The sequence below is a fragment of the Kosakonia sp. AG348 genome (assembly GCF_003337365.1).
In the GTDB taxonomy this organism is placed as follows: domain Bacteria; phylum Pseudomonadota; class Gammaproteobacteria; order Enterobacterales; family Enterobacteriaceae; genus Kosakonia.
In genome coordinates this window covers 287,006-310,925 of sequence record NZ_QPJR01000005.1, presented here as the reverse complement: position 1 = coordinate 310,925, position 23,920 = coordinate 287,006, and the positions used below count along the sequence as shown (strand labels likewise).

18 protein-coding genes are annotated in these 23,920 nt (G+C 53.5%); 9 read left to right on the top strand and 9 right to left on the bottom strand.

Features of this window, described 5'->3' with window-relative positions; genetic code table 11:
• The first annotated feature begins 39 nt into the window (after window positions 1–39).
• The 3 genes from guaB (at window position 40) to DFO56_RS14820 (ending at window position 5,404) form a co-directional block, all read left to right on the top strand.
• The gene (gene guaB, locus DFO56_RS14830; RefSeq protein ID WP_045510389.1) at window positions 40–1,506 is read left to right on the top strand and encodes an IMP dehydrogenase; all 1,467 of its coding nucleotides are present in this window, start codon (window positions 40–42) and stop codon (window positions 1,504–1,506) included.
• A gap of 61 nt (window positions 1,507–1,567) precedes the next feature.
• Window positions 1,568–3,145, top strand: coding sequence for a glutamine-hydrolyzing GMP synthase (gene guaA / locus DFO56_RS14825; protein WP_020454704.1), 1,578 nt, complete (start codon window positions 1,568–1,570; stop codon window positions 3,143–3,145).
• A 720-nt stretch (window positions 3,146–3,865) separates the two neighbouring features.
• A complete protein-coding gene (locus DFO56_RS14820) occupies window positions 3,866–5,404 on the top strand; it encodes a methyl-accepting chemotaxis protein (protein ID WP_045510386.1) in 1,539 nt (512 codons plus the stop codon).
• 384 nt (window positions 5,405–5,788) lie between these two features.
• On the opposite strand, the gene DFO56_RS14815 is transcribed toward DFO56_RS14820, so the two are convergent.
• Together DFO56_RS14815 and DFO56_RS14810 are read right to left on the bottom strand one after the other, a co-directional pair.
• A complete protein-coding gene (locus DFO56_RS14815; RefSeq protein WP_045510383.1) occupies window positions 5,789–6,214 on the bottom strand; it encodes a putative T6SS immunity periplasmic lipoprotein in 426 nt (141 codons plus the stop codon).
• A 108-nt stretch (window positions 6,215–6,322) separates the two neighbouring features.
• Window positions 6,323–6,643: an SMI1/KNR4 family protein gene (locus tag DFO56_RS14810; RefSeq protein ID WP_052679809.1), complete on the bottom strand. Its 321-nt coding sequence runs from the start codon at window positions 6,641–6,643 to the stop codon at window positions 6,323–6,325.
• Between the two features lie 147 nt (window positions 6,644–6,790).
• Here DFO56_RS14810 and DFO56_RS14805 point away from each other — a divergent pair, with 147 nt between their 5' ends.
• On the top strand, window positions 6,791–7,177 hold the full coding sequence (locus DFO56_RS14805; protein ID WP_045510380.1) for a hypothetical protein: 387 nt from the start codon (window positions 6,791–6,793) through the stop codon (window positions 7,175–7,177).
• A 173-nt stretch (window positions 7,178–7,350) separates the two neighbouring features.
• Window positions 7,351–10,410 carry an NACHT domain-containing NTPase gene (locus tag DFO56_RS14800; protein ID WP_045510377.1) on the top strand — a complete coding sequence of 1,020 codons (3,060 nt, stop codon included), beginning with the start codon at window positions 7,351–7,353 and terminating at the stop codon, window positions 10,408–10,410.
• 88 nt (window positions 10,411–10,498) lie between these two features.
• Here the strand turns inward: DFO56_RS14800 and DFO56_RS14795 are convergent, their stop codons facing one another.
• Entirely contained in the window at window positions 10,499–10,690 is a 192-nt protein-coding gene (locus tag DFO56_RS14795; protein WP_071925214.1) for a YfgG family protein, read from the bottom strand.
• Window positions 10,691–11,042: 352 nt separating this feature from the next.
• On the opposite strand from DFO56_RS14795, the gene DFO56_RS14790 reads away from it, so the two are divergent.
• Window positions 11,043–13,259, top strand: a complete 2,217-nt coding sequence (locus tag DFO56_RS14790; RefSeq protein ID WP_045510374.1) for an EAL domain-containing protein — start codon at window positions 11,043–11,045, stop codon at window positions 13,257–13,259.
• A gap of 12 nt (window positions 13,260–13,271) precedes the next feature.
• Here the strand turns inward: DFO56_RS14790 and ppx are convergent, their stop codons facing one another.
• The 4 genes from ppx to purM form a co-directional block, all read right to left on the bottom strand.
• Window positions 13,272–14,813 carry an exopolyphosphatase gene (ppx, locus tag DFO56_RS14785; RefSeq protein WP_020454696.1) on the bottom strand — a complete coding sequence of 514 codons (1,542 nt, stop codon included), beginning with the start codon at window positions 14,811–14,813 and terminating at the stop codon, window positions 13,272–13,274.
• A 3-nt stretch (window positions 14,814–14,816) separates the two neighbouring features.
• A complete protein-coding gene (gene ppk1, locus DFO56_RS14780; protein ID WP_017458969.1) occupies window positions 14,817–16,877 on the bottom strand; it encodes a polyphosphate kinase 1 in 2,061 nt (686 codons plus the stop codon).
• A gap of 277 nt (window positions 16,878–17,154) precedes the next feature.
• Window positions 17,155–17,796, bottom strand: a complete 642-nt coding sequence (gene purN, locus DFO56_RS14775; protein ID WP_045510372.1) for a phosphoribosylglycinamide formyltransferase — start codon at window positions 17,794–17,796, stop codon at window positions 17,155–17,157.
• Complete coding sequence (gene purM, locus DFO56_RS14770; RefSeq protein ID WP_044489701.1) at window positions 17,793–18,830, bottom strand: phosphoribosylformylglycinamidine cyclo-ligase; 1,038 nt, start codon at window positions 18,828–18,830, stop codon at window positions 17,793–17,795. Before purM ends, purN begins: the two co-directional genes overlap by 4 nt.
• Window positions 18,831–19,064: 234 nt before the next feature.
• On the opposite strand from purM, the gene upp reads away from it, so the two are divergent.
• The 3 genes from upp to DFO56_RS14755 all read left to right on the top strand — a co-directional run bounded on the left by upp (window position 19,065) and on the right by DFO56_RS14755 (window position 21,891).
• On the top strand, window positions 19,065–19,691 hold the full coding sequence (upp, locus tag DFO56_RS14765) for a uracil phosphoribosyltransferase (protein WP_017458966.1): 627 nt from the start codon (window positions 19,065–19,067) through the stop codon (window positions 19,689–19,691).
• A 109-nt stretch (window positions 19,692–19,800) separates the two neighbouring features.
• On the top strand, window positions 19,801–21,090 hold the full coding sequence (gene uraA / locus DFO56_RS14760; protein ID WP_045510364.1) for a uracil permease: 1,290 nt from the start codon (window positions 19,801–19,803) through the stop codon (window positions 21,088–21,090).
• 99 nt (window positions 21,091–21,189) lie between these two features.
• On the top strand, window positions 21,190–21,891 hold the full coding sequence (locus DFO56_RS14755; protein ID WP_065370367.1) for a DnaA inactivator Hda: 702 nt from the start codon (window positions 21,190–21,192) through the stop codon (window positions 21,889–21,891).
• A gap of 31 nt (window positions 21,892–21,922) precedes the next feature.
• Here the strand turns inward: DFO56_RS14755 and arsC are convergent, their stop codons facing one another.
• On the bottom strand, window positions 21,923–22,279 hold the full coding sequence (arsC, locus tag DFO56_RS14750) for an arsenate reductase (glutaredoxin) (protein ID WP_045510358.1): 357 nt from the start codon (window positions 22,277–22,279) through the stop codon (window positions 21,923–21,925).
• Window positions 22,280–22,291: 12 nt separating this feature from the next.
• Window positions 22,292–23,758 carry a beta-barrel assembly-enhancing protease gene (bepA, locus tag DFO56_RS14745; RefSeq protein ID WP_045510355.1) on the bottom strand — a complete coding sequence of 489 codons (1,467 nt, stop codon included), beginning with the start codon at window positions 23,756–23,758 and terminating at the stop codon, window positions 22,292–22,294.
• Window positions 23,759–23,920: the final 162 nt, after the last annotated feature.

The following is a 23,920-nucleotide window of genomic DNA, read 5'->3' as shown; positions in this document are numbered from 1 at the left end:
CACGGCAATATTTAACCCCCCAGGTCAGAGATATTGCCCATGCTACGTATCGCTAAAGAAGCACTGACGTTTGACGACGTCCTCCTCGTTCCCGCTCATTCCACCGTTCTGCCGAATACTGCCGACTTGAGCACGCAGCTCACTAAAACCATTCGCCTGAACATTCCTATGCTCTCTGCGGCGATGGATACCGTGACGGAAGCGCGCCTGGCAATTGCCCTGGCACAGGAAGGCGGCATTGGCTTTATTCACAAAAACATGTCGATTGAGCGCCAGGCGGAAGAAGTTCGCCGCGTGAAGAAACATGAATCCGGCGTGGTTAAAGACCCGCAAACCGTTCTGCCGACCACCACCCTGCGCGAAGTGAAAGAGCTGACCGAACGTAACGGCTTTGCCGGTTACCCGGTGGTGAACAACGACAACGAACTGGTTGGCATCATCACCGGTCGTGACGTGCGTTTCGTCACCGACCTGAACCAGCCTGTTAGCGTGTACATGACGCCGAAAGAGCGCCTGGTCACCGTACGTGAAGGTGAATCCCGCGAAGTTGTGTTCGCTAAAATGCACGAAAAACGTGTTGAGAAAGCGCTGGTTGTTGACGAAAGCTTCCACCTGCGCGGCATGATCACCGTTAAAGATTTCCAGAAAGCTGAACGTAAACCAAACGCCTGTAAAGATGAGCAGGGCCAACTGCGCGTTGGCGCCGCGGTTGGCGCCGGCGCGGGCAACGAAGAGCGCGTTGACGCGCTGGTTGCCGCTGGCGTGGACGTGCTGCTGATTGACTCCTCTCACGGTCACTCCGAAGGTGTGCTGCAGCGCATTCGCGAAACCCGTGCTAAATACCCGGATCTGCAAATCATCGGCGGTAACGTCGCAACTGGCGCAGGTGCTCGCGCACTGGCAGAAGCTGGCGTCAGCGCGGTGAAAGTCGGTATCGGCCCTGGCTCCATCTGTACGACGCGTATCGTGACTGGCGTGGGCGTTCCGCAGATCACCGCCGTTTCCGACGCGGTTGAAGCGCTGGAAGGCACCGGTATTCCGGTTATTGCCGATGGCGGTATCCGTTTCTCTGGCGACATCGCCAAAGCCATCGCCGCAGGCGCTGCCGCGGTGATGGTTGGCTCGATGCTTGCCGGGACCGAAGAATCCCCGGGCGAAATCGAACTCTACCAGGGCCGTTCTTACAAATCCTACCGTGGCATGGGCTCGCTGGGCGCGATGTCCAAAGGCTCTTCTGACCGCTACTTCCAGAGCGATAACGCCGCCGACAAACTGGTGCCGGAAGGTATCGAAGGCCGCGTGGCTTACAAAGGCCGCCTGAAAGAGATCATTCACCAGCAGATGGGCGGCCTGCGCTCCTGTATGGGGCTGACCGGCTGTGGTACTATCGACGACCTGCGCACCAAAGCGGAATTCGTGCGCATTAGCGGCGCGGGCATTCAGGAAAGCCACGTTCACGACGTGACCATCACCAAGGAATCCCCGAACTACCGCATGGGTTCTTAATGATTTTCGCGCCCGGTGTTCTCACCGGGCGCTTTCGTAACTTGCCTCGGAAGTAACGTCAATGACGGACAACATTCATAAACATCGTATTCTTATCCTCGATTTTGGTTCTCAGTACACCCAACTGGTTGCGCGCCGCGTGCGTGAACTGGGCGTTTACTGCGAACTGTGGGCGTGGGATGTCACCGAAGCGCAGATCCGCGACTTCAATCCAAGCGGCATCATCCTCTCCGGCGGCCCGGAAAGCACCACTGAAGACAACAGCCCGCGCGCACCACAATATGTGTTCGAAGCTGGCGTGCCGGTGCTTGGCGTATGCTACGGCATGCAGACCATGGCGATGCAGCTCGGCGGTCACGTTGAAGGTTCTAACGAGCGTGAATTCGGCTACGCGCAGGTTGAAGTACAGACCGACAGCGCGCTGGTTCGCGGCATTGAAGATTCGCTGACCGCAGAAGGCAAAGTGCTGCTGGATGTGTGGATGAGCCACGGCGACAAAGTGACGGCGATCCCGTCTGACTTCGTCACCGTAGCCAGCACCGAAAGCTGCCCGTTCGCCATCATGGCGAACGAAGAAAAACGCTTCTACGGCGTGCAGTTCCACCCGGAAGTGACCCACACCCGTCAGGGCCTGCGTATGCTGGAACGCTTCGTGCGCGACATTTGCGAATGTGAAGCGCTGTGGACGCCGGCAAAAATCATTGATGACGCCGTTGAGCGCATCCGCCAGCAGGTTGGCGATGACAAAGTGATCCTCGGCCTCTCCGGCGGCGTGGATTCTTCAGTGACCGCGATGCTGCTGCACCGTGCTATCGGCAAAAATCTGACCTGCGTATTCGTTGATAACGGTCTGCTGCGTCTGAACGAAGCTCAGCAGGTAATGGACATGTTTGGCGACCACTTCGGTCTGAACATTGTTCACGTTGAAGGGGAATCCCGTTTCCTGGCCGCACTGGCCGGTGAGAACGATCCGGAAGCAAAACGTAAGATCATCGGCCGCGTGTTCGTGGAAGTGTTCGACGAAGAAGCACTGAAGCTGGAAGACGTGAAATGGCTGGCGCAGGGCACCATCTACCCGGACGTGATCGAATCCGCTGCTTCGGCAACCGGTAAAGCGCACGTTATTAAATCTCACCACAACGTGGGCGGCCTGCCGAAAGAGATGAAGATGGGGCTGGTTGAACCGCTGCGTGAGCTGTTCAAAGACGAAGTGCGTAAAATTGGTCTGGAACTGGGCCTGCCGTACGACATGCTGTACCGCCACCCGTTCCCGGGGCCGGGCCTCGGTGTTCGCGTGCTGGGCGAAGTGAAGAAAGAGTATTGCGACCTGCTGCGCCGCGCGGATGCGATCTTTATCGAAGAGCTGCATAAAGCCGATCTCTACAATAAAGTGAGCCAGGCTTTCACCGTGTTCCTGCCGGTTCGCTCCGTGGGCGTGATGGGCGACGGTCGTAAATACGACTGGGTTGTTTCTTTGCGTGCAGTAGAAACCATCGACTTTATGACCGCACACTGGGCGCATCTGCCGTACGATTTCCTCGGCCGCGTCTCCAACCGCATCATCAACGAAGTGAACGGTATTTCCCGCGTGGTGTATGACATCAGTGGTAAACCGCCAGCTACGATTGAGTGGGAATAAGATTTAGTTCCTGCTGAATATTAGAAATATTAAGCCCGCGAAAGCGGGCTTTTTTGTTTATGGCATTTTTGCGGAACTTATTGGCAATTAACTCAATATTTTTTGTCCCGTTGTGAGGCGGCTTAATAGTATGAATCTTCAGGTATGTTTTTTATAACCTCTTGTCGATGCTTCATATCTATTTGGTGTGATTGATTAAGAATATAAGCACTCAAATGGAGATTAAGATTATGAAAAGCTCTTTAAACACCGCTTTGATATGTATAAAAATGATTTAATCAGAAAACACAGTTAGAAGTTTAATTTAACGTTTTTATTCTCTTTTTCTTCCTTATAGCGGTGGAAAAGCCTCTTCTGTTTCGAATTCCGTGCTTTTAAATTATCAGCCTCCTGTACCTGTATTTCCCCTCCTGCGCATGAATTCCTTTTTCTGCTTTCCATTTGATGTCATGAATGTGCGTTTTTTGAACAAATTCGGTTCATCGCCAGGATGAATAACCATTTCCTGAAACGACATATTTGAAACGTTAGTTTGAATAAATTGGTGAATCCTAAGCATATTTTCTTTCTCTCAGGTACCTTCTTTCTAACTCTTTGATTCAAATGTGTAATGTGATTTAAATTAAATTTTAACGCCAGATTGCCGATAAGTTTTCTTCGGTATGCTCCTTTCAAAGGGAGCAGAAATTCATGAAATCACCTCAACCCTGGGTAATAAATATGTCAGTTAGGCGTTTTTCATTTCTCGTTTTTAGTCTGTTACTTGGTATTTTTCTCATCAGCTCGGCTTCTAACCTTTGGTCACTTACTCACAGCAACCAGTCGCTGGATAACGTGAACAAAGAGATCAGGGTCGTGCTGTCGGTTATTGACCCGATTAACCATAGCCGCACACTGCGTGTGCGTCTGATGGAAGCCATGATTAACGCCTCCCTGGGCGACAAACAGAAAACGGATGCGTCGCTTGAGAGCGCGAAAGCGGTGATGCAAAAAGCCACCGATGCGTTCAACAACTACAAGGCTGCGCCACCTGTCGAGGGCGAAGAGGCGCTTTCCGCGCCTTACAGCCAGGCCTGGCAAACGTATGTTGATCAAGGGTTGCGACCGTTGATGGACGCCGCGAGCAACAACGATACGGCGCGTTTCAACCAGCTCGTCAGCACCACCATCCCGCAGCTTGATCGTCAGTTTGAAATCACTCTCGATAACCTGCTGGCCTTTCGCGAAAAGTACGCCCAGCGCCTTAACAACGACGCGCAGAATCGCTTCGTGAACAGCATGGTGACCATTGGTGTTTTCGCCTTACTGTTTACCTTGATCATTGTCGCTATCTTTATCCTGCTGCGTCGCCGTGTTCTTTCGCCGTTGGATGCCGCACGTTTGCACTGCCAGAAGATGGCGGCAGGGGAGCTGCATACTCCTGTTGTTTACGGTTCTAAAGACGAGATTGGCGACATGCTCGGTTCGCTGGAGCAAATGCGTCTTGCTCTTCTGGAAATCATTGCCCAGGTGCGTAATTCCAGCCAGAGCGTGGCCCATGCGGCAGAAGAAATCGCTGCCGGTAATACCGATCTCTCGGCCCGTACCGAAGAGCAGGCGGCTTCTCTTGGGCAGACCGCTGCCAGCATGGAACAGCTGACTTCAACGGTTAAGCACACCTCCGAAAACACACAACAGGCAAATACCCTTGCGACGGCGATGCGCAGCTCCGCGCAGGAAGGGAATACGATTGTTGAAAAAGCAGTGATGTCGATGAAAGAGATCGAATCCAGCGCTGGCAAAATCGACACCATTATCTCCTTAATCGAAGACATTGCTTTCCAGACCAATATTCTGGCACTCAACGCAGCGGTTGAAGCGGCAAGAGCCGGCGAGCAGGGGCGCGGGTTTGCCGTCGTGGCAAGCGAAGTTCGTAATCTGGCGCAGCGTTCGTCACTCGCGGCGAAAGAGATTAAAGAGCTTATTGAGGAATCCGGCCGACAGGTGCTGCTGGGTAGCGAAAGGGTGTCGCAGGCGGGCGAAAGCATGCAACGCATTATCAGCACCGTTAAGCAGGTTTCTGAACTGATGGCGGAAATTGCGCTCTCGACCGGTGAACAGAGTCGCGGTATTGAGCAGATAAACCAGGCTGTTGCGCAGATGGACACGGTAACGCAACAGAACGCCGCGTTAGTCGAAGAAGCATCAGCAGCAGCGCATTCGCTTAAAGAGCAGTCTCAATTGCTGGAAGAGACGGTAGCCGTTTTTAAACTGAGCTAACGTTTTGTCAAAAAAACAAGGCAGGTTTATGCCTGCCTTGTTTGTGATTCTTTAATGGTTCGTCGTTACCCGGTTACCCGCTATTCAACGTATTGGTCGACAGTACAGAAGCGCTCATGAAAGGCGCGGATGTGGCCACATCGCTGCTGCTGTCCCAATATAGCGCTGCTCAGTACATCCACTTTTCCACAACGTTATCACCCAGGTGTTCGCGCTGCCACCTCGTTATAATGCTGTCTTGCCCCGTACTCATCAGCTTGAAATCCGTTACGCTGCTGAACCGGTTGAGGCCAATTGAGCCTGTGAGTTATGAGCCGTATGCTCAGAAATGTTTGAACCTATGCAAATAAATTAACCCGTACATAGGTAGCACGGGTGTCGTTTTTATTTATGAGCCGTTTGGATAATATTGAAACTGTCGCCTTTTTGTACGACCTGGAAGGTTGAAACATATGCTTTACGTGTGGATTTTTTATCCTCACCATTTGTTCTTATATTCACTTCGATCTGGGTTAGATACTCCTGGCCCGTTTTAAACTTAAATTCAGTGGGCAAAATACAAAAAAGACCAGATTTTGGTTGTTTGTCAGAGGGGAAAATAATCTGTTCTAAGGGTTTTTCAACGTTATAAGTGATTGCTGAAACCACAGTCTCATTATTTTGAATGGGTAAGGAAAGACATACATCGTTATTTCTCATGTGAGCAGGAACGAATGTTTCTTTAGTATATCTATGTTCCAGGTTGTCACCCAATGTGCACCCGCTTAGAAGCACGATTAATGAAATTATGGATTTGTTTAAAATGGTCATTTGAATGGGAATCCTTCAAGAACTTTTTGATAATTTGCATTAAGCTGATCGTCTATCGGTCCCACATATGAAACTTCACGATCTTCACCTCTTCTCCCCAACCACAGCTTAAGCCCGAAAATGCCGGGGATAAGCCGCTAACAGCGGTTCAATACTGGCGTATTTCGCGGGCGTGACGCTGCACAACCTTTCGGCCAGTTCGAGTGCGCCGAGTGTTTCATGATAACGGCGAAGCAGCGGCGGGAGCGCGCAGCCCAGACGTTGTTCAAGCGCTTCAATCTCTTTGGCGTTAACCGGAGCCACTGGCGCAGGGTTATTCCACTGTTCGCGCCAGGCCTGTACGCAGGCGCACCACCAGGCCAAGCGTGCTGTCTCATCGGTAAATTCTGGCCACGCTAAGGGCGGCAGTTCGCTGCTATCTGGATTCATTTTATTCCCCTGCTGATTTACTCTGGCGGCTCACAGGATCGCTTATATTCGCCATGTGGGCCACTGCCATTAGTGATGGCTTTACGCTATGTTCTTCACCACGTTAAGGTAATTCGAACATATCAACGGTGCTGAACGGGGAGCGCGATGCAGTCAGTAAAGCTAATGGGGGATGGCTATGAGCCGCAGGTCTGGCAGGAAGGCGATAAGCTGACATACTCGTTGCCGGTCGATTCCGGGTTTGTCAGCTTCGATTTTCGTTTTGTTATTCGCCAAAGCGATCTGGATGTTCTGCTTGCCGATAATTACCGACGCGCCGTGCTCGAAATCATTGCGCACACGCTGCTTCAGCATTCCACGCTAAAGGGAAATGCCCGTTTCACGCAAAGCGATTTCGATAAACTGCTTGCGGATACGCTCCACGCAACGAACGATTCCCTGCAGACTTTTATTGCGCGCATCAATCGGGAACATCACATTGCAATTGAGCATTATGTGCAAGAGATCCTCACCCGTCGCGCTGTTGCGGATTAAAGCAACGCATGCGCTGTGAAAGCGTCGTGCGCATTGCTCACTGAAGCGCATCGGGCTTTTCTCCTCAGACAACCCCCACTAAATCAGGTAGTTTGCTTCCGGCTTGCGGTGCCGGAGGCGTTATAGTGCTGTTTTATGGCAAAAGGCGTCACAAGCACAAAGAAGGGATTCACATGTCGGGTAGCCAAAAATTCGTTTTACTCCTCCTTGCGTTGGCGTTGTGCTTCGTGGTGGGAACCGGGCTCTATTCCTCGTGGTTTAATGCGGCTTCAGTTGCCGTGTTTATCTGCCTGATGATCTATTTCACGCGCCCGTTGCTGATGCCCGCCGGGTATGGTGCGAACAAGATACGCGCGCTGGTGCTGGTGCTCGGGTTCGGCATCATTGGCAGCGGTTCCAGCGCGTTAAATACGCTGTTACCGACTATCTGGACATTGCCGGTGCTGCAAAATGCTCCTGCGTGGCTGAAGAATATCCAGCTAATCAGCCAGCCTTCGCCGTGGATCCTTGCCAGCGTTGTCATCATCGTTGGTATTGTGTTCTTTTGCCTGCGCGATCGAAGCGTTGGCGGTGGGCATCCGACGCCGCTGAAAAAGGATTTCCCGGAAGATCGTTTTGCACGAAAGCTGGAGGTGTTCTGCAACATGCTGCAGCAGGATCTCACCTCGATTGACGTGAGCAGTAACTGGAGCCCTGAGTACTACACCGAACTGGAAGCCGAGGTAGAGATCCGCAAAGCAAAAGGTCTCGCTTCCCGTAAAAAGATCCTTGGGCTGCAAGACGCGATCCGCAAAGACAGAACCTCACGGTCGTTTTTGATTCTGGGCGCACCGGGTTCCGGCAAGAGCGTGGCGCTGCGCAAACTTGCCAGAGATATGCTGGCGGAGGTTAAAAAGACGCACCGCGTGCCGATTTACATCAACCTGCGCGAGTGGGTACCTGACAGCATTGTCACTGGCGGTCGCAAAGAGTTTTCTGTCGAAGATCTGGAAGCGTTTGTCATTAAAAACCTCGTCCGGCGTGGTGACGCCTACACGCGAGATTTTGTTAATGACTACTTTCATGACCTGTGGCGTACCGGTCGCTTATTTTTTATCTTCGATTCGTTTGATGAGATCTCCGAGTTGCTGGACGCCAGCGAAAACTCGACGGTCATCGATTCGTTGTCCACGGTTATCTCGCGCTTTATTACTACGCAAACGGCCTCACGCGGGGTTTTAGCTTCGCGCGTATTCCGCCAGCCGACGCGCGCGTTTCTGGCGGATAAAGTGCTGGAGATCCGCCCGCTTTCCGAAGCCGGTATTTCAGAAGCGCTGAGTCGGTATCCGCAATTTACTGATCAGGTGCGAAATACGTTATTCAGCCACCGACTGGATCTGATCCCGCTGGTGCGTAACCCGTTTATGATGGCGCTTCTTGGCGAATGGATCGCGGTCAACGAGACATTGCCGATCAATCAGGCTGAGATTTATAAAAACTATATCGACAGCCGGATACAGCTCTGCAAACAGGAGCTGCGCGATACGGGGATCTCCTCTCGTGAGGTGAGCGAGGTTGCGACGGATATCGCGTGGTTTGTTTTTCGCTCCTCGACGTTTGGCCTCGAAGCGCCGGTGAAAGTGATCCGCAGCTATTTCAATTCAGAACACGTGGACACGGTGCTGGAACTCCTGCGTTTTGCCCGTATTGCCAGAGTCACCCCTGGTGATGAGAAGTCGTTTGCGTTTGTGCATCGACGCTTTCTGGAGTATTTCGTCACCACCCGCTTTTTGCAGCAACCTGCGGAAGTGCCGGATTCACACATTCCTACGGATTCACGTGGTCGCGATGCGCTGGTGCTGTATGCCCAGTTGTGTAGCGAAGCCGAAGCAAAACGGTTGGCGGAACTCTGCTGGGGTGAGATCCAGCACCATTTTGCGGATGCAGGTCAGCGCATTCGCGCTATTCACTGCCTGCGCTTTTTAATCGACGCATTTGGCTCCCGCCGCGAGGTGTTGCAACCGTTCGAAGAGGATCTCTCTGCCTTTGTGATACAGCACGTTAAAACGGGCGATAACATTCTGCTGGCGAAAATTTGCCTGGAAGCGACCGGGCTGCTGTCCGAATCGCGTGCCGCGCCTGTGCTGACCACCGCGATTGCTGGTGAGGATGGCTGGCTACAGGAGACCGCGTTTCGCGCCTGTCGTCATCTGCCGAAAATGAATGATGAGCTGGAAGAGGGGATGAAGAAATACGTGCTGAATATTTCGGAAACCAACTTCTGGCGCGGGCGCAAGAATATCCTGCTGAGCTTGTCATTATCCGATGCCTTAAGCGGGGTTTATCGCGTTGCGAAGATGCGTTTATGGAGCATGAAAGCAGCACTTATCAGCACGTTGTTACTGGCCATTGCGCTGCCGTTTATTACCCTTTTCAGCGTGAGTTACGCGATGGCGGTGACCGCACCAATTTTGCTGTTCGGCAAAGCGGGGCGTACGGCGCAAACAGAGAAAGCGAAAAAAACGGGCAGTGATAGTCCCGCTCCGCGCGCTGCTGCGTCATTTATTGATAAGGGTTTTATATCCGGCACCTTTGTACTGTTTCGCGTGATGAGTTTTGTCATCCTGTTGGTGATCAGTATTGCTGGGCTGTTCTCCCCGGCGCTGTCGCTGGCGGCGATACCGTTTTACACCTATAGCGGATACGCCATTTATAACGGCTGGCTGGCCGCCGCGAATGTAGTGTTAGGGTTGATGTTGCTTGACTGGGTGGCAATCTGTCGGTTTGTTCGCAGTAAAATTCATGATTTGCTGAACCCCAAAAAATGGCTGGCGGCGCTGTCGGTTCTTGCGGCATCCGCTGCGGGGGTAGGAATTATTTTCAGCCTCATCCATTATATCTCCCGCTATCCGATGGCGGAGCCGGTCTTTAAGGCCACCTTCTCTGTGCTGATTGCATTGATGGCGGCATACGTGGTGTTCACCTTTATTCAAGCTGTGCGCGGGGGGATTAAAGATCTGCGGAGGCTGCGGAAATTGGCCTTTGGCTCAGTCATTAAACGTGCGCAAATCGCGAAGATCATGGCGGAATGCGTGTCGGATTATGGGCGTTTGCAGTTTGTTCTGCGGCTTGAAAGTGAAGGTATTTCCGCAACTGGTCACTGGCCTGAAGGGTTCAAACTGGCGGTTGGGCTTGGCGAAGCCTACACGGCGCTGGCGCGGCTGGAAGAGCGCTGGTTAAACCTCGACAGATAAGCAATGCGTTTGTGCAATGGAGCGAATACCGTTGCACAGACGAGCGTAAACCCACGCGGTAAAGCGTGTAAGCAAAATCGGGTAAACTTTAGCGTCGTGCGGTGGGGTCGATAGTCTGACTGATTTGTTGCGACTGGCTTTTGTCCTGATGGTGGTACCAGGCGCCAATAGAGGAATAGACGAAGCGGCCGAAGAAAAAGATAAAGCTGATAAGAAGTACGATACGGGTCATGCGACTGTCAAATCGATGTCGTTTTCGCATACTGGTTGCCTGACTCACAATGTTTCCTTTAGGAATACCCGATTTACGGGCGACAGCGACATTAATGCACACTCTTTTTGTCAGGTCAATTAAGCCTGGCGCAAAATCACAATGATTAAATTATCACCATGGATTATATAAGATAAATTAAATATTTACGTGAGCAATGAAAAATGGACGATAATGCGCATTAAGCCGGTAATTAAAGCTGGCTGGCGCGCTTTTTTTGATGCAAATCAATTAACAGATATTGTCCGGAATTAGAATTTCTGTTTGTTAACAAACTGGCACTTCACCGTTGCACAGCACAGTCGGGTCGGATACCTGCCTGAAACACCCGCCAGGATCTGGGTTGGGTAACCGAGCATCTATGACACTTATTCAAAAATATCATCACCTGAAAGATCAGTGGTGGGCTTTGCCGCTCATCACGCCTGTTATTTTGTACCCACTGTTTAGCCTCGCTAATACATTTACTACCGTTTCTGGTCAGACGGTCATTCTCTATTATCTGCCAATGGCGTTGCTGATCGCCCTGATGATGTTTTATGGCTGGGCGGCGCTGCCGGGCATTGTGCTGGCGCTGATTTGCCATTATTGGCCCGCACCGCCGCTGGAAATGGTCAGTAAAGGCGTGCATTTGCTGCTGCCTGTAATACTTAGCTGGGCGGGTTACCGTATTTTTGTCACTCGCCGCCACCGCGTGGCTTATGGCACGGCATTGCTGGTTTCGCAGCGTATTTTCTGGCAGGTGCTCTGCCCGGCGTCGATTTATCTGATTATTCTTGAGCTGGGCGTCTGGCTGAATCTTTACGATCGGGCAACAAGCGACGGCGGCGCGCTGGCGTGGAATGTGCCGATGCTCATCAATTACCAGGCATTACTGGTCGGGACGATGACCGGCGTGCCGTTTAGCTATTTGTTGATCCGCGTTATTCGCCATCCGCGTTACGCGATGTCGTGGTTATCGCAAATGCGCCACGAGTTTGATCGTAAAGTTACGCGCATTGAGATCGGGGTCTGGTTCGCGGTGGTGATTGGCATTTTGCTGCTGTTACTGATGCCGCTGAATAAAAACAGTTCCATTTTCAGCACCAACTACACGCTTTCACTTCTGTTACCGGTGATGCTATGGGGATCAATGCGCTACGGCTATCGTTTTATGTCGCTGGTCTGGACACCGCTGCTGGTCATCTCTATTCACTTTTTTTACCGTTATTTGCCGTGGTTTCCCGCTTACGACGTGCAACTCGCGATCGCCTCATCAAGTTACCTGGTCTTTTCCTTCATCATTCTCGCCATGGCGATGATGGCGACGCGCCAGAGACTGGTGCATGATCGCGCCCGCCGTCTGGCGTTTATCGATCCGGTTGCCAATATGCCCAATCTTCGTGCGTTGAGCCGGGCTATGGCGGATACGCCGTGGTCGGTACTCTGTTTTCTGCGCGTGCCGGAGCTGGAACTGCTGGGGCGTAACTATGGCGTGCTGCTGCGCATTCAGTATAAACAGCGCATGGCGGATTGGCTCATGCCGCTGCTGTCGGCGGAAGAGAACGTGTATCAACTTTCCGGGCACGATCTGGCGATCCGCCTGAATGCCCAGTCGCACCAGACACGCATTGAGGAACTGGACGCGCGCATCAAGCAGTTCCGCTTTATCTGGGATGATATGCCGCTGCAGCCGCAGGTGGGGTTAAGTTACTGCTACGTACGTTCACCAGTGAAGCACCTCTATTTACTGCTCGGTGAAATGAGCACCATCGCCGATTTGTCGCTGGCGACCAACCACCCGGAAAATTTGCAAAACCGGGGCGCGGCGAATCTGCAACGCAGCCTGAAAAGCAAAGTGGATATGATGAATCGCCTGCAACTGGCGCTGGAAAAAAATCACTTTATCCTGATGGCTCAGTTAATTCATGGTGTGCGCGGCGATGATTACTACGAGATCCTGCTGCGCATGCGGGAAGAGAACGGCGACAACATCAGCCCGGATGCGTTTTTGCCTGTCGCGTATGAGTTCGGCTTGTCGTCGCGCATCGATTTATGGGTGATCGAACATGTGCTGATGTTTATGGCGCAAAACCGTGAAAAACTCCCCGCCCAGCGTTTTTCCATTAACCTCTCTCCGGCCTCAATTTGCCGCACGCAGTTTGCCCAGGAAGTCCGGCGTTTATTGCGCAAATACCGCATCGAAGCCTGGCAGTTGATTTTTGAGATCACCGAAAGCAACTCAATGACCAATCTTCAGCAGGCCAACCAGACGCTGGGGCAACTGCAACAGATGGGATGCCGGGTGGCGATCGATGATTTTGGCACCGGTTATGCCAGCTATGCGCGGCTGAAAACTGTTAATGCCGACATCCTGAAAATCGATGGCAGTTTTATCCGCAATATTGTCTCGAACAGCCTGGATTATCAGATTGTGGCGTCGATTTGCCATCTGGCACGGATGAAAAAAATGCTGGTGGTGGCAGAGTATGTGGAAAGCGAAGAGATACGCAGCGCGGCAATCGCGCTGGGTATCGACTATTTACAGGGGTATCTGATTGGTAAGCCAGCGCCGCTGGAGACGCTGGTTAACGAGTAGTGAACGGGCGGCTCAGGCCGCCACTTCCGGAGAGTGCTCTTCTTCGATTTTCAGTCGCCAGCCGGTCACGGCTTCCCAGTATTCCTGCTCTTTTTCCAGATCCAGCAACACCAGCGCGTTCTGGCTGAACCAGTCGTACGGGAAGCTGAGCGTCCAGTGATTAGCATCGGTAGTCAGGCGCAGTGTCGGCGGCGTGGTGGTCGCCTGGCGCTGGTTATTCAGCAGCACGCCAAGCCGTAAGATTTGCACCAGCGGCAAATACTGCTTCTTTTTAAACAGCGTAAAGCGCGGCAAATCATCAAGCTTGATAGCCTTACGGTGGCAGCGCACCAGCGTCGCCATCATCAGCTGTTGCTCCTGATTAAAACCGGGCAGATCGCTGTTTTGCAGAATGTACGCCGAATGGCGGTGCATCCCGCTGTGGTTAATATTAAGCCCTACTTCGTGCAGCATCGCTGCCCATTTCAGCAACGCCGCCAGTTGCGGGTTAGCGAGCTTCGGGTTTTGCTCCAGCCACTGATCGTAAATCTGGGTGGTGGTTTCCAGCACGCGACGCGCCTGCTCGCGGTCGATATTGTACTGGCTGGCGAGGCTCTGCGCGGTGCGGCTGCGAATATCCTGGTGGCGGAAACGACCTTCCATCTCATACAGCACGCCTTCACGCAGTGCGCCGTCGGAAAGGCGCAGCTCGCGGATCGCCAGCGCATCGAACACGCCGCAAAGAATAGCCAGCCCCGGCACAAACACCGCTTTACGCTCTTCGGAAAGGCCTGGCAGACTCAGTTCGCTGAAACTTTTGTACTTCAGCACTTCGGCGACCAGCTTCTCCAGCCGTTCCGGGGTGATAAAGCCGTCTTTCTCGCCGGAGGCGATCAGCACTTCGTGGGCGGCTTTAATGCTACCGGATGCGCCAAGCGCAACATTCCAGCCCTGAATGCGGAACTGCCACGCCAGCGACTCCAGCTTTTGTGTTGCCGCCATGCGCGCGCGGCGGAAGTTTTCGCCGTTAATCGTGCCGCCCATAAAGTACATCTGCGCAAAGCTTACGCAGCCCATACGGCGGCTTTCCACCAGCTTCGGCTCGAAATCTTCACCGATCACCAATTCGGTAGAACCGCCGCCGATATCGATTACCAGCTTGCGGCCTTTTTCCGGCTGTGTATGTTCCACGCCCATAAAAATCAGGCGCGCTTCTTCATTGCCCGGAATGATTTCAATCGGGTAGGGGATTACCTTTTCCGCGCGTTTAAGAAATTCTGTGGCGTTCAGTGCCTGGCGCAACGTGTGCGTACCGACAATGCACACGCTTGCCGGATCAAAGCCCTGCAAGCGTTCGGCGAACAGCGACAGGCAAGCCAGCCCGCGCTCCATTGCCTCTTCGCTCAGCATGTTATTGCTGTCCAGACCATCAGCCAGGTGCACGCGCTGTTTCAGGCGGCCGATGATCTGCATTGCGCCGTCGACCACACGCGCAATGACCATATGGAAACTGTTTGAACCCAGATCGACCGCGGCAAATTCCTCCGGTCGTGGCGTCTTTTCTTGTATCGGCATAGGTTAGTCGGGCTGTTCGAGTGATTTGATGTAGTCGTAAATCGCCAGTTGTGCGCGCACTTTACGACGGTTGCCGCGCGGCACATAGCGATTACTCAGTTCTTTATCGATGTACCTGGCTTTCACGGTATCACTTAAAAGCAAATCAATGATATCCAGAACGCGCTGTTTAAGGCGCGGATCGAGCAGCGGTGCGGCCACTTCGATACGGTAATCGATGTTACGTGTCATCCAGTCTGCGGAGGAGAGATAAACGCGTTTATCGCCGCCGTTCTCAAAAATATAGATGCGATCGTGCTCAAGATAACGATCAACGATACTGGTGACACGAATATTTTCGCTGATGCCTTCCAGTTGCGGAATAAGTGAACACATGCCGCGCACCAGCAGGTTCACCGGCACGCCGGAACTGGAGGCGGTATACAGCCTGTCCACCAGCCCTTTATCGACAAGGTTATTCAGCTTCAGCGTAATGCCGGAAGGTTTACCTTCCTGCGCGTTAGCAATCTCCGTGTCGATCATATCGTACAACAGGCGACGCGAGTTCTGCGGCGACACCAGCAAATAATCGAAGCTCACCGGACGGTAGGGGTTTTCAATAAAGTTGAATACCCGGCGCACTTCATTGGTGATGCGCGCATCGGCCGTGATCAGTGAATAGTCCGTATAAAGCCGCGCGGTTTTTTCGTTAAAGTTGCCGGTACCGATGTGCGCATAGCGCACGATCTCTTCCCCTTCCATACGGGAAATGAGGAACAGTTTGGCGTGAATTTTTAAGCCCGGCGCCGAGAAAATCACCTGCACGCCCGCTTCCGTCAGCCGCTTCGCCCAATGGATGTTGGCTTCTTCATCGAAACGCGCCTGCAACTCCACCACCACGGTGACTTTTTTACCGTTATGCGCGGCGTGGATCATCGAATCGATAATGCGCGAATCTTTCGCCACGCGGTAAATGTTGATTTTGATCGCCAGCACGCTCGGGTCGAACGACGCCTGGCGCAGCAGCTCCAGTACGTGTTCAAAGGTGTGGTACGGATAATAGAGCAGCACATCGCGTTCGCGAATGGCGTCAAAACCGTTGCGGAACTTATCAAACCCAATGTGGCGCAGACGCGGCATCGGTTTGTTGACGAGGTTGGCTTTGCCGACATTCGGAAAACCAATAAAGTCTTTGAAGTTGTGATAACGCCCGCCGGGAATAATGGAGTCATAACGGGAGATAGTCAGCTTTTCACGCAGCATCTCGACCATGGCATCGGGCATATCGCGCTGATAAACAAATCGTACCGGCTCGGCGGTCAGACGCTGTTTCAGGCTGGAGGACATCAGCTCCATCAGGCTCGACTCCATTTCGTGCACCAGGTCATATTCGGCGTCACGGGTCATTTTCATCGAGTAGGCGTTCAGTGCGTCATAATCGAAGAAGCCTTTAAAGATATCATCCAGGCAGTAACGCAGAATGTTATCCAGCAGGATCATCGGTTTGCGACGGCGCGGCGTTTCCGGCGGCAGGTTAACAAAGCGCGGCACTTTATCTGACGGGATCTCCAGCAGCGCGTAGCGGATTTCGTCGCCGCGAATAATCTCTACCGCCAGGTAGGTGTAATCATCTTTTAAGAAGCGTACCAGGTTGGTTTCGCGGTTAATCAGCGTCGGGGTAATGTGCTGGCGCAAATATTGTTTGAAGTAATTGCGCAGCCAGCTCTGTTGGTTTTGCGAAAGCTGACGTTCGTTAATCAGGAAAATTTGATTACGCGCCATCTCCAGCAGCAGGTCGTTGTACAGACTGTCGAACTCTTGATCGGCTTTCAGTACGCGAGACTGGATCTTGCCCAGCAGATGGCGGGAATTCGTGGTAACGCCTTGCTCTTCGCTAATGATTAAGCGGCGTTTCAGTTCAGCAAAACGGACTTTATAAAATTCGTCGAGGTTGTTGGAATAGATCCCCAAAAAACGCATGCGTTCGATAAGCGGGTTACTTTTGTCGGCGGCTTCCTGGAGAACACGTTCATTGAAGCACAACCAGCTTAGTTCTTTTTCGAGATATAACTTTTCCTGACCCATTCCTGTTTACACTCCGGTTCTTGCTCGGGACACGGCAAATCCTTCTCGCTCTCGCGGTGCCCTGACTGACAGGTGAACGTTGCTGGCGTCCCTTCGTATGACACAACTTATTATGGCGAGCTTTGCCGTCAGATGTCCAACTGTGCCAAAAAAGTATGACAGTAATCCGTTTTTCGCATCTAAGGTGATGGAAATAAAGTAACTTTTTCTTTTAGCAGGGGAAGAGGAAAGAAACCCTGCCGCGGCGGGCAGGGTGAAAAGCGATAAATTGCAGTAATTATTCGTCGGCCGCATAGCCTTCAGGCGGTAGGCGCACACCATCCAGCCACGCGCTGTTGCTGTCCATTTTCAGGCGGCCATCAACAAACCAGCTAACCACCAGCGGGTAAATCGCATGTTCCTGTGACTGCACACGTTCGGTGATCTCTTCTTCCGTATCACCTTCGAACACCGGCACTTTGGCTTGCAAAATCACCGGGCCACCGTCCAGCTCATCGGTAACAAAATGCACGCTGGTACCATGTTCTTCATCACCGTTTTCCAGCACCTGGCGGTGCGTGTGAAGACCGGGATATTTTGGCAACAGGGAAGGGTGGATATTCAGCAGACGTCCGGCGTAATGCGCGACAAACGCCGGGCTGAGGATACGCATATAACCCGCCAGCACCACCACATCCGGGGCGTAGGCGTCGATTTCCTGCATCAGCTCGCGGTCAAACGCATCGCGGCTGGCGAACTGATCTGCGCTCAGCGCATGGGCGGGAATATTGGCTTCCCGCGCACGTTCAAGGCCGAACGCGTCGGCCTTATTACTGAATACTGCCCGCAGGGTGCCGTTGATTTTCTTCTGTTTGCAGGCGTCGATAATTGCCTGCAAATTGCTTCCGTTACCGGAAATCAGCACCACGATGTTTTTCATTCAATAACCACACGCTCACTGGAATCGGATGCTTTGATGATACCGATTTTCCACGCCTTTTCACCTTTCGCATTCAGCAGAGTGATGGCTTTATCGGCTTCAGCCGCAGGCAGCGCGATCACCATACCAACGCCGCAGTTAAAGGTGCGGTACATTTCGTGGCGGCTCACGTTACCGGCGTTTTGCAGCCAGTTAAACACGGCCGGCCACTGCCAGGAGGACTCATTGATTACCGCCTGGGTGTTATCCGGCAGTACGCGCGGAATGTTTTCCCAGAAACCGCCGCCGGTCAGGTGGGCGATAGCGTGGACATCGACATTTTCAATCAGCTCCAGCACGGACTTCACATAAATGCGGGTCGGTTCCAGCAGGTGATCGGCCAGCGGTTTGCCTTCCAGTTGCGTAGCCAGCGGATCGGCACCGCTCACTTCGAGCACTTTACGCACCAGCGAATAGCCATTGGAGTGCGGGCCGCTGGAAGCCAGTGCGACCAGCACATCGCCGTCAGCCACTTTCGAGCCGTCGATGATTTCTGATTTTTCTACCACACCGACGCAGAAACCGGCGACATCGTAATCTTCACCGTGGTACATGCCCGGCATTTCCGCCGTTTCGCCGCCAACCAGCGCACAGCCAGATTGCAGACAGCCTTCGGCGATGCCGTTGATCACGCTGGCGGCAGTATCAACATCCAGCTTGCCGGTGGCGTAATAGTCGAGGAAGAACAGCGGCTCAGCGCCCTGTACCACCAGATCGTTAACGCACATTGCCACCAGATCGATACCGATGGTGTCGTGACGTTTCAGATCCATTGCCAGACGCAGTTTTGTGCCCACGCCGTCAGTGCCGGAAACCAGTACTGGCTCACGATATTTTTGCGGCAGCGCGCACAGCGCACCGAAGCCGCCCAAACCGCCCATCACTTCCGGGCGACGGGTTTTCTTCACCACGCCTTTGATTCGGTCAACCAGAGCATTGCCCGCGTCGATATCAACACCGGCATCTTTATAGCTGAGAGAGGTTTTATCGGTCACTGCTTGGGTCCCCACGCGTTTACTTGCGGTAGAAATAAAATTTGGCGCAATTCTAACAGCCAAGGCAAACGTTTGCGAGTCCATTATTTAAGGGCGCGGCGGATTCTTGCGATATACTCTTTTCCAGTCTGATTGATCGCGATCAAGCGCCTTCCTGTAGCGCAACGGAGAAAAAGCGGTATAATCCGGCGATTTTTTTTGTGGCTGCCACCTGTCAGGGGAAAGGAGAAGAGTATGAAGGTCGTGGAAGTAAAACACCCACTCGTCAAACACAAGCTGGGCCTGATGCGAGAGAACGACATCAGCACCAAACGCTTTCGTGAACTCGCCTCAGAAGTGGGCAGCCTGCTGACCTATGAAGCAACGGCCGATCTGGAAACGGAAAAAGTGACCATCGAAGGCTGGAATGGCCCGGTACAGGTTGATCAAATTAAGGGTAAGAAAATCACCGTAGTGCCGATCCTGCGCGCAGGTCTGGGCATGATGGAAGGCGTGCTGGAGCACGTACCGAGCGCGCGCATCAGCGTAGTGGGTATCTACCGTAATGAAGAGACGCTGGAGCCGGTACCGTACTTCCAGAAACTGGTATCCAACATCGACGAGCGCATGGCGCTGGTTGTTGACCCGATGCTGGCGACCGGTGGTTCGATGATCGCTACCATCGACCTGTTGAAAAATGCCGGTTGCCACAGTATTAAAGTGCTGGTGCTGGTTGCCGCGCCGGAAGGGCTGGCGGCGCTGGAAAAAGCGCACCCGGATGTTGAGCTGTACACCGCGTCGATTGACCAGGGGCTGAATGAGCACGGATACATTATTCCGGGCCTCGGCGACGCCGGCGACAAAATCTTTGGTACGAAGTAACTGATAAGAAATCGAAAGCCGACTTTGATAGTCGGCTTTTTTTTGGAATTCATAACACTGCCCGCCGTTTTGGACGGGTGGACAACAACAACACTCAGAGGAAAACACTATGACGCGCCGTGCTATCGGGGTAAGTGAAAGACCGCCGCTTTTGCAGACGATCCCGCTTAGTTTACAGCATCTGTTCGCCATGTTCGGCGCAACCGTGCTGGTGCCAATCCTGTTCCACATTAACCCGGCCACCGTGCTGCTGTTCAATGGTGTCGGAACGCTGCTGTATATCTTTATCTGTAAAGGGAAAATCCCGGCCTATTTAGGCTCCAGCTTTGCGTTTATCTCCCCGGTACTGCTGTTGCTGCCGCTGGGCTACGAAGTGGCGCTCGGCGGGTTCATTATGTGCGGCGTGCTGTTCTGCATCGTCTCGTTCATTGTGAAAAAAGCGGGCACCGGCTGGCTGGATGTGATGTTCCCGCCTGCGGCGATGGGCGCAATCGTTGCCGTCATCGGTCTGGAACTGGCGGGTGTGGCGGCGAACATGGCCGGTCTGCTGCCTGCGGAAGGGCAGTCTGCGGATTCCAAAACCGTGATTATCTCGCTGGTGACGCTGGGCGTGACGGTGTTTGGCTCGGTGCTGTTCCGCGGCTTTCTGGCGATTATCCCGATCCTGATTGGCGTGCTGGCGGGTTATGCGCTCTCCTTCGCGATGGGCGTTGTCGATACCACGCCGATTGCTCAGGCGCACTGGTTCGCGCTGCCAACGTTTTACACGCCGCGTTTTGAGTGGTTTGCCATTTTCACCATTCTGCCTGCGGCGCTGGTGGTGATTGCCGAGCACGTCGGTCACCTGGTGGTGACGGCGAATATCGTCAAAAAAGATCTGATCCGCGATCCGGGTTTGCACCGCTCCATGTTTGCCAACGGCCTTTCAACCATCATCTCCGGTTTCTTCGGCTCTACGCCGAACACCACCTACGGTGAGAACATCGGCGTGATGGCGATTACCCGCGTGTATAGCACCTGGGTGATTGGCGGCGCGGCGATTATCGCCATTCTGCTCTCCTGCGTCGGTAAACTGGCGGCGGCTATCCAGATTATCCCGGTGCCGGTAATGGGCGGTGTTTCCCTGCTGCTGTACGGGGTAATCGGCGCTTCCGGTATCCGCGTGCTGATCGAATCGAAAGTGGATTACAGCAAAGCGCAAAACCTGATCCTCACCTCCGTTATCCTCATCATCGGCGTTAGCGGCGCGAAAGTGCACATTGGCGCGGCTGAATTGAAAGGCATGGCGCTGGCGACGATCGTCGGTGTGGGTCTGAGCCTGATCTTTAAACTGATTAGCGTACTGCGCCCGGAAGAAGTGGTGCTGGACGCGCCAGAAGATGACGTCGCGAAGTCGTAAACATCGTGCAGAATTGAACCGGGCCTCGCGCCCGGTTCAAACCTTGCAACATTTTGTGATAGACTCACTGCGTTTTTTGTAAGCCTTGTTGAGGTACCTCTGAACACGCCGGCACAGCTCTCCCTGCCATTGTACTTACCCGATGATGAAACCTTTGCGAGTTTCTGGCCGGGTGATAACCCCTCTTTACTGGCGGCACTGCAAAACGTTCTGCGCCAGGCGCACAGCGGATACATCTATTTCTGGTCACGTGAAGGCGCGGGCCGCAGCCATTTGCTGCATGCCGCGTGTGCCGAACTCTCCCAGCGCGGCGATGCCGTAGGCTATGTGCCGCTCGATAAGCGCACCTGGTTTGTACCGGAAGTGCTGGATGGGATGGAGCAACTCTCGCTGGTGTGTATCGACAATATCGAATGCGTGGCCGGTGACGAGCCGTGGGAGATGGCGATTTTCAACCTCTACAACCGCATTCTGGAACAGGGCAAAACCCGCTTGCTGATAACCGGCGACAGACCGCCGCGCCAGCTCAATCTGGGGTTGCCGGATCTGGCCTCAAGGCTGGACTGGGGGCAAATCTACAAGCTGCAACCGCTCTCCGACGAAGACAAATTACAAGCCTTACAACTGCGGGCGCGGATCCGCGGGTTTGAACTGCCGGAAGACGTGGGGCGGTTTTTGTTAAAGCGGCTGGACAGAGAAATGCGCACGCTGTTCGATACGCTGGATGAGCTGGATCGCGCGTCGATCACCGCCCAGCGCAAGCTGACCATTCCGTTCGTCAAAGAGATCCTCAAACTCTGAACCCTCGCCACGCGGCGAGGGTTTTTTAATGCTACAAAATCTCCAGCACCTTCTCCGGCGGGCGACCGATTCGCGCTTTGCCGTGGCTAACGACAATCGGGCGTTCAAGCAGTTTCGGGTTATCCACCAGCGCCTGCACCAGTTGCGCTTCCGTCAGTGCGCTATCGCTAAGCTGTAATTCTTTATAGAGATCTTCTTTGCTGCGCATCAGTTCGCGCGCGCTGGACATACCGAGCATTTTCAGCAGCTTTTGCACCGTCGCTGCGTCCGGCGGCGTCTCGAGGTAGAGCACCACTTCTGGCTCCACACCGTTTTCCTTCAGCAGCGCCAGCGTTTCGCGGCTCTTTGAGCAGCGTGGGTTATGGTAAATCTTCACCGTCTCTGACATCTCTTCTCCTTATTACATTTTCTGGTACGGCTTGAACCGTTGCTGCAACTCGCGTAGCTGGTCAATTCGTGCATCGTAACGTGCCTGTTGCAGGCTGCCGAGTTTCACCTGCGAACTGGCGCTGCTTAGCAAGGTGATCGCCTGATCCAGCTTGCCTACCAGCGCTAACCCTTCGGCACGCGCGGCCAGTTCCTGATCGCGGTTATTCAGTGCCGCTTCGGCCTGCGCCAGTAAATCCCAGCCGTTGACATCCTCTTTATTCGTAAAGGTGTAACGGTTAAGAATGCGCGCGGCTTCCGCGGGCTGACCACCTTCCAGGTAAGCGTTCGCCAGGTTGAGTTGTAGCACCGGGTTAGTTTTCAGTTCGCTGGCACCATTGAGGCGTTTAATGGCGTCCGCGCTTTTGTTCTGCCCTAAATCGATATCGGTCGCCAGGTCGATATACCAGGGGTTGTTCGGGCTGGCGTTCAGCAGCGGCTGCAAGATTTTTGCCGCCTCGGCGTAATTTTTCGCTTCCATTGCCTGTAACGCCCGACCATATTGTGCCGCGCGTTGTTCACGCACGTTGCCTTTCGACCAGCCATCCAGCAGGTCACTGGTGAGCTGGTTACGCCCGGAGTTGTACATGCCCAGCGTTCTGGCTTTCGCCATGTAGAACTCTTCGGATGATTGCACCACCACCGGACGCATCTGGTTGGCGCGGTTGCGCGCATCCGACAAGCGGCTTTCCGGCAACGGGTGCGTCAGCAAAATTTCCGGCGGGCGCGTGGAGTAGCGCGACTGATCCAGCAGTTTTTCGAGGAAGGTCGGCATCGCTTGCGGATCAAACCCGGCGCGTTGCAACACCTGAATACCGATGCGGTCCGCTTCCTGTTCGTTCTGCTGGGTAAAACTGATGAGCCCTTGCTGTGTTCCGGCCAGCGTGCCGGTGAGCGCGCCCATCCCGGCTTGCGGGTTAGCCATCGCCAGCAAAATGGAACCCAGTACGCCCGCCCAGGTCAGCGGCGCGTTGCGTTTTTGGTCTTCCATCGCGCGCGCCAGGTGGCGCTGGGTGACGTGGGAGATTTCGTGTGCCATCACCGAGGCCAGTTGGCTCTCGTTATCCGTATAACGGAACAGCGCGGAGTGCAGCACCACATTGCCGCCAAAAAAGGCGAAGGCGTTGATCTCGTCGTTATTGACGAGATAGAAGTGGAAAGGGGTTTTGACCGAATCCGCGTGCGCCACCAGACGCATACCGAGGGAATTAATGTACTGCACCAGCAGCGGATCATTAATCAGTGGCGCGCTGCCGCGAAGCTGGCGAACGTAATAGTCGCCCATCTGCATCTCCTGACCAATGGAGAGCGTGCTTCCCGCCGAGGTGCCCATATCCGGCAACGTGCTGTCTATCGAATCAGCCCATGCCGGGGCAACGCTACCTGCACTGAGTGCAGCAATCAGGGTTGCGACCAGCGTTCGTTTCAACTGCCTGAACATAACCTCTTTCCTGTATTTGGGGTGACACACTGTTGACCTGCTTTCGGCGGCGTCGTTCCGGCTCACCGGCCATCGAGTGTAGCCGCCTTTAGGGATGAAAAACATTGTATTCAGTGGATTGCTATGTTTCCCGCAAAGGATACGAAAAGCGAAGTCTTTTTT

Excerpts from the sequence above, each read along its gene's own strand:
- guaB (WP_045510389.1), top strand. The coding sequence starts at position 40 with ATGCTACGTATCGCTAAAGAAGCACTGACGTTTGACGACGTCCTCCTC.
- guaA (WP_020454704.1), top strand. The coding sequence starts at position 1,568 with ATGACGGACAACATTCATAAACATCGTATTCTTATCCTCGATTTTGGT.
- DFO56_RS14820 (WP_045510386.1), top strand. The coding sequence starts at position 3,866 with ATGTCAGTTAGGCGTTTTTCATTTCTCGTTTTTAGTCTGTTACTTGGT.
- DFO56_RS14815 (WP_045510383.1), bottom strand. The coding sequence starts at position 6,214 with ATGACCATTTTAAACAAATCCATAATTTCATTAATCGTGCTTCTAAGC.
- DFO56_RS14810 (WP_052679809.1), bottom strand. The coding sequence starts at position 6,643 with ATGAATCCAGATAGCAGCGAACTGCCGCCCTTAGCGTGGCCAGAATTT.
- DFO56_RS14805 (WP_045510380.1), top strand. The coding sequence starts at position 6,791 with ATGCAGTCAGTAAAGCTAATGGGGGATGGCTATGAGCCGCAGGTCTGG.
- DFO56_RS14800 (WP_045510377.1), top strand. The coding sequence starts at position 7,351 with ATGTCGGGTAGCCAAAAATTCGTTTTACTCCTCCTTGCGTTGGCGTTG.
- DFO56_RS14790 (WP_045510374.1), top strand. The coding sequence starts at position 11,043 with ATGACACTTATTCAAAAATATCATCACCTGAAAGATCAGTGGTGGGCT.
- ppx (WP_020454696.1), bottom strand. The coding sequence starts at position 14,813 with ATGCCGATACAAGAAAAGACGCCACGACCGGAGGAATTTGCCGCGGTC.
- ppk1 (WP_017458969.1), bottom strand. The coding sequence starts at position 16,877 with ATGGGTCAGGAAAAGTTATATCTCGAAAAAGAACTAAGCTGGTTGTGC.
- purN (WP_045510372.1), bottom strand. The coding sequence starts at position 17,796 with ATGAAAAACATCGTGGTGCTGATTTCCGGTAACGGAAGCAATTTGCAG.
- upp (WP_017458966.1), top strand. The coding sequence starts at position 19,065 with ATGAAGGTCGTGGAAGTAAAACACCCACTCGTCAAACACAAGCTGGGC.
- uraA (WP_045510364.1), top strand. The coding sequence starts at position 19,801 with ATGACGCGCCGTGCTATCGGGGTAAGTGAAAGACCGCCGCTTTTGCAG.
- arsC (WP_045510358.1), bottom strand. The coding sequence starts at position 22,279 with ATGTCAGAGACGGTGAAGATTTACCATAACCCACGCTGCTCAAAGAGC.
- bepA (WP_045510355.1), bottom strand. The coding sequence starts at position 23,758 with ATGTTCAGGCAGTTGAAACGAACGCTGGTCGCAACCCTGATTGCTGCA.